The sequence below is a fragment of the uncultured Mesonia sp. genome, assembly GCA_947499595.1.
GTDB classification, from domain to species: domain Bacteria; phylum Bacteroidota; class Bacteroidia; order Flavobacteriales; family Flavobacteriaceae; genus Mesonia; species Mesonia sediminis.
Genome location: CANMOY010000020.1, coordinates 1 through 3,674 on the forward strand (window position 1 = coordinate 1; position 3,674 = coordinate 3,674).

The window sequence follows — 3,674 nt, forward strand, 5'->3', positions numbered from 1 at the left end:
GATAAAAAAAATTAAAAATATATCCTTAAAAAAAGACTGCAATGATGGCATGGTTTTGAGACAGTCTGACGGTCTTGGCTATGAGCAGTTGGGGATTTTAACTCCAAACTTTTCAGTTTGGGACTGACCTTTGTTTAATTTAATTTTTATTTCTTTAAACACTTAAACCCCAATTGCTTATAGCCGTTGTTGGGCACAGTATTTTATTTGATTAATATTTCTAAATTTTTCAAAACTCTTCTAACCCGACTATCCTTTCTCATTTCTGAGTAGCTACCTTTAAAATCTAAAACAAAATCAAGTAATTCAATAGTTGAAGCGTTAGTTATTTTTGGTCTCAAGTAGTTTAATAGCTCAATATATTTTTGTTTACATAGTTTAATTTGCAATGCACTACTTATTTGGTCTGTTGTAAATGATAATAAAGCAATAGTCGCTTGTCTATTGTCAAAATGTTCTATTAATCCTTTATAAATTGGTTCAGCATCCCAAGCTATTCCATTACCATTTGTCAAATAGACTTCGACAATACTTAAAACATACGCTTTATTTATTCTGTTTGGTAATTTTGGTGGAACTCCAATAATCCTTTTAAGTTCTCTAGCAAATGGTGGTTCATTATAAAAATTGTTATTACCTCTGTGTGCATTTAATAAATTTCGAATAGCATTTTGAATCTCAAGAATTCTTAAATCGTCTGGTATATATTTTTGCCCCTCGACTATTTCTAAAAACTGTCTTGCTAATTTTTTTTGTTCAGTTTCGTGGTTTGCCGAAAAGTAACCGTATTTTATTCCAAACGAGTTCTTCGTGTCTTCATCTATTGCATCCCAAAGTAAAGGTAATAGCCATTTAATATTTTGACGAGTTTGATTATCTGTATCTTGACGGGTATAAATACCGAAAAATGCCATAGCTAAACTTTCTGACTGTTCCTCTGAAAGTTCAGTTAAAAAAACACCTATTTCATCAGCATTATTTTCATCTATTGGCTCTTTACGAATATTTGAAAGAAGTTTTTTTATTTGAATAACTCCATTCGGAATTGGAAGAGAAATAACTTCTTTTATGCAAGTTTCTAACCAAGATATTAGCTGTAGACCTGTTATATCTGTTTGGTTTGGATGAGCCGCACTTGCCCAATTCCTCATATAATTTATATAAGTAAGATGTTTATATCCAACATCTGAAATTAGATCTATTTCTTTTGCTCCATTTATTAATTCACTGTCTTGCAATCTAACTAGGTCGTCCTCAGTTTTGAATTTGTTCCTTCTATCTCCACCTACTGTATTATCATAAAAGTATTCTAAGTCAAATTGTGATACCCTTTTTCGAAGCTGTATTATTGTTTCATCCCACAGGTAATTTAATGATGCATCAAATAATCCCGAAGCACTTGCGGCTAAAAACTTTGATAAATATATTGATTTTTGTGAAAGTTGAGGGTCAATTTGATTAATAACGTAATCTATGTTTGAAAAAACACGAAGTCTTTCATCAACATTATTAAAAATTCCATCTGATGGCAAATTATGTGACTGTAGGAAATTAATCAGCCCATTTTCAAATTCAGTTATTTTTGCCGGATAATTGTTTCCTCCTGTGTTTAATAATTCTTGTGTCATTTGTTTTTATATTGTGCCCAACGTCCCGCGGCTATGCGCCGGGCGGGGGTTTTTACCTTTATCGTTCTTTTGAAAACGCTACCGTTCTCGCTTCCGTAATCTATCAACCGAAGACGAAATCCCGCCTGGCGCATAGCCGTTGTTGGCAACAGGCTTTCTGTTTATTGTTTTATTTAAAACATTTTTTACTTATTCCAAGATTTTAAGAGTTAATTTCAATTTTTCTTTTTTAGTCCATAATATGCTCCAACCACTTTATATTTTTTATGGCCTTGTGCGTCATGGTCACAGCCTACATACTTATAATCCCCGGGGGCAATTTCTTTTAGTTTTGTGTCGATATTGCCTGTTTCAATAATGGTTTGCTGAATTGTGTAGGTAATAATTTTAGAAGCAGAGGTGTTTCTTATATAAATCTTGTTCGAAAATTTCTCAACTCCATTAATATTACAATAACCATTTTTAAAAAATTCATGTTTGCTTTTTGGGCCACAGGATATTAATATAGCCATACTTAAAAATAAAAATTTACTTTTCATAATTCAATATTATTGGGCTTTTACTTATTTTGATATGTGACAAATTGTTTATCTAGTTTTTCAATTGCTTCCTCAAGTGAGTTCGTATCAGTTTTAAGTAGTATTTGTTTTTCATAATCATCACTGTATTGTGTTCGTATTCCGTGTTTTTTTGCCAAAAGTAAATATCTGATACCGTCTTTTTTTTCTTTCCCCGCTTTAGAAAGTATTGATTCAATGGCAAAATCAGCTAATTTTATAGGTGTCAAATCATTGTATTCGTCTTGTGGCAAAAAATATGTGTATAATACTTTCTCGACATTACAGAAATTTTCGAGTACTTCTATCATTACATTCTTCGATGTTGGTTTTGTTAAGTCTTTAAATTTTTTTGATTTATCAGTTATATGACATTCCCTTCTCCAAAGTATAGATTTAGCCTCATTCATGTTTGTTTTATGATCAATTATTATTATTTGAGCATTCGTTTTTTTTCCTTTTGAATTATCTTGAATGGGGATTAAAGTTGGTCCCTTATTTCGAGAAGAACTTATTCTCGCAAATTCAATTTTAAATGGGGTTTTGCAATTAATTCTTTCAATTTCTATTTCTTTGATTTCTTCTCCGGGATTGTCAATCAAAGAACCAAATGCTAAAATGCCTATTTTGTATGTTTCTTTTTTGTTCATTTTCAGCTTGTTGCCAACGGTTTGCATATGGCTTGTGGCGGTTTCGAAGCACTTTCCTGTCCACCGAAACGAAAGCTGGCTACGGAGCGAAAACCTTGCTGGCAGCCGTTCACCCGCCATAAGCTATATGCTGTGTTGTAGGGCGTTTTTATTTCATTCATTAATGTTCTTGTTCGCATTTCGTCCAAAATTCTGTCCAACTTATTTCCGGCTGGTGATTCTCAAAATAGTCTTTTATTTCTTCCTTCATTATTTGCCTTGATTGCTCTAAAAGTGAAAAATAGTCTATGCGTTGTCTTGTCTGGCTGCTTTCGTCCTTTTTAAAGATTTCACGTTCAAAGTCAAACCTATTTCCTTTGTCTTCTGTGTCGTTTATTGCTTTCAATATTTTTCTTGGATGTTGGTGGTGTCCACATTCGGAACTCATTAGAGAAGGTGCAGTACAGTTACCGATAAATTTAGGATACAACGTTTTACTTTGAAATGTCTGGTATGAGTGTCGGAAGTGTGAATAAAATGTCTGGTCGACCAAGACTGTCCAATAAAGTGCAACTGCGAATAATGCTTGTCTGTCGGGTGGAATTATGTCTAAATACTTGTACTGAGGTGTCAAGAAGAAGTATTGAATATTAAATTCGTTTCTGTCGTAATGCTTGTTTCCGTCAATAGGTATTTGTCCCACAAATTTCAGCAGGTCTTGCTGGAATTGCTGTTTATAATATGTCTTGAAATCCGTCAATCTTTGTCGTTTTAAATGCCCTACAACGGCAGTCAGTCTCAAAACTACCAATTAATGCTCTTAAAAATACTATTTTTCTGATTTTTATGAAATTTATCGA

Annotated in this window: 4 protein-coding genes; all 4 read right to left on the reverse strand. The window is 32.9% G+C overall.

Annotated features, from left to right (window positions below):
• Positions 1-203: 203 nt before the first annotated feature.
• The 4 genes from ACH2AZ_RS12325 to ACH2AZ_RS12340 all read right to left on the reverse strand — a co-directional run bounded on the left by ACH2AZ_RS12325 (position 204) and on the right by ACH2AZ_RS12340 (position 3,220).
• On the reverse strand, positions 204-1,628 hold the full coding sequence (locus tag ACH2AZ_RS12325) for a hypothetical protein (RefSeq protein ID WP_394908081.1): 1,425 nt from the start codon (positions 1,626-1,628) through the stop codon (positions 204-206).
• A 215-nt stretch (positions 1,629-1,843) separates the two neighbouring features.
• Positions 1,844-2,167, reverse strand: coding sequence for a hypothetical protein (locus ACH2AZ_RS12330; RefSeq protein WP_394908082.1), 324 nt, complete (start codon positions 2,165-2,167; stop codon positions 1,844-1,846).
• A gap of 20 nt (positions 2,168-2,187) precedes the next feature.
• Complete coding sequence (locus tag ACH2AZ_RS12335; RefSeq protein ID WP_394908083.1) at positions 2,188-2,835, reverse strand: hypothetical protein; 648 nt, start codon at positions 2,833-2,835, stop codon at positions 2,188-2,190.
• Positions 2,836-2,995: 160 nt separating this feature from the next.
• Positions 2,996-3,220, reverse strand: coding sequence for a hypothetical protein (locus tag ACH2AZ_RS12340; protein ID WP_394908084.1), 225 nt, complete (start codon positions 3,218-3,220; stop codon positions 2,996-2,998).
• Between the last annotated feature and the right edge of the window lie 454 nt (positions 3,221-3,674).

Coding starts and splice junctions, on each gene's coding strand:
- ACH2AZ_RS12325 (WP_394908081.1), bottom strand. CDS start 1,628: ATGACACAAGAATTATTAAACACAGGAGGAAACAATTATCCGGCAAAA.
- ACH2AZ_RS12330 (WP_394908082.1), bottom strand. CDS start 2,167: ATGAAAAGTAAATTTTTATTTTTAAGTATGGCTATATTAATATCCTGT.
- ACH2AZ_RS12335 (WP_394908083.1), bottom strand. CDS start 2,835: ATGAACAAAAAAGAAACATACAAAATAGGCATTTTAGCATTTGGTTCT.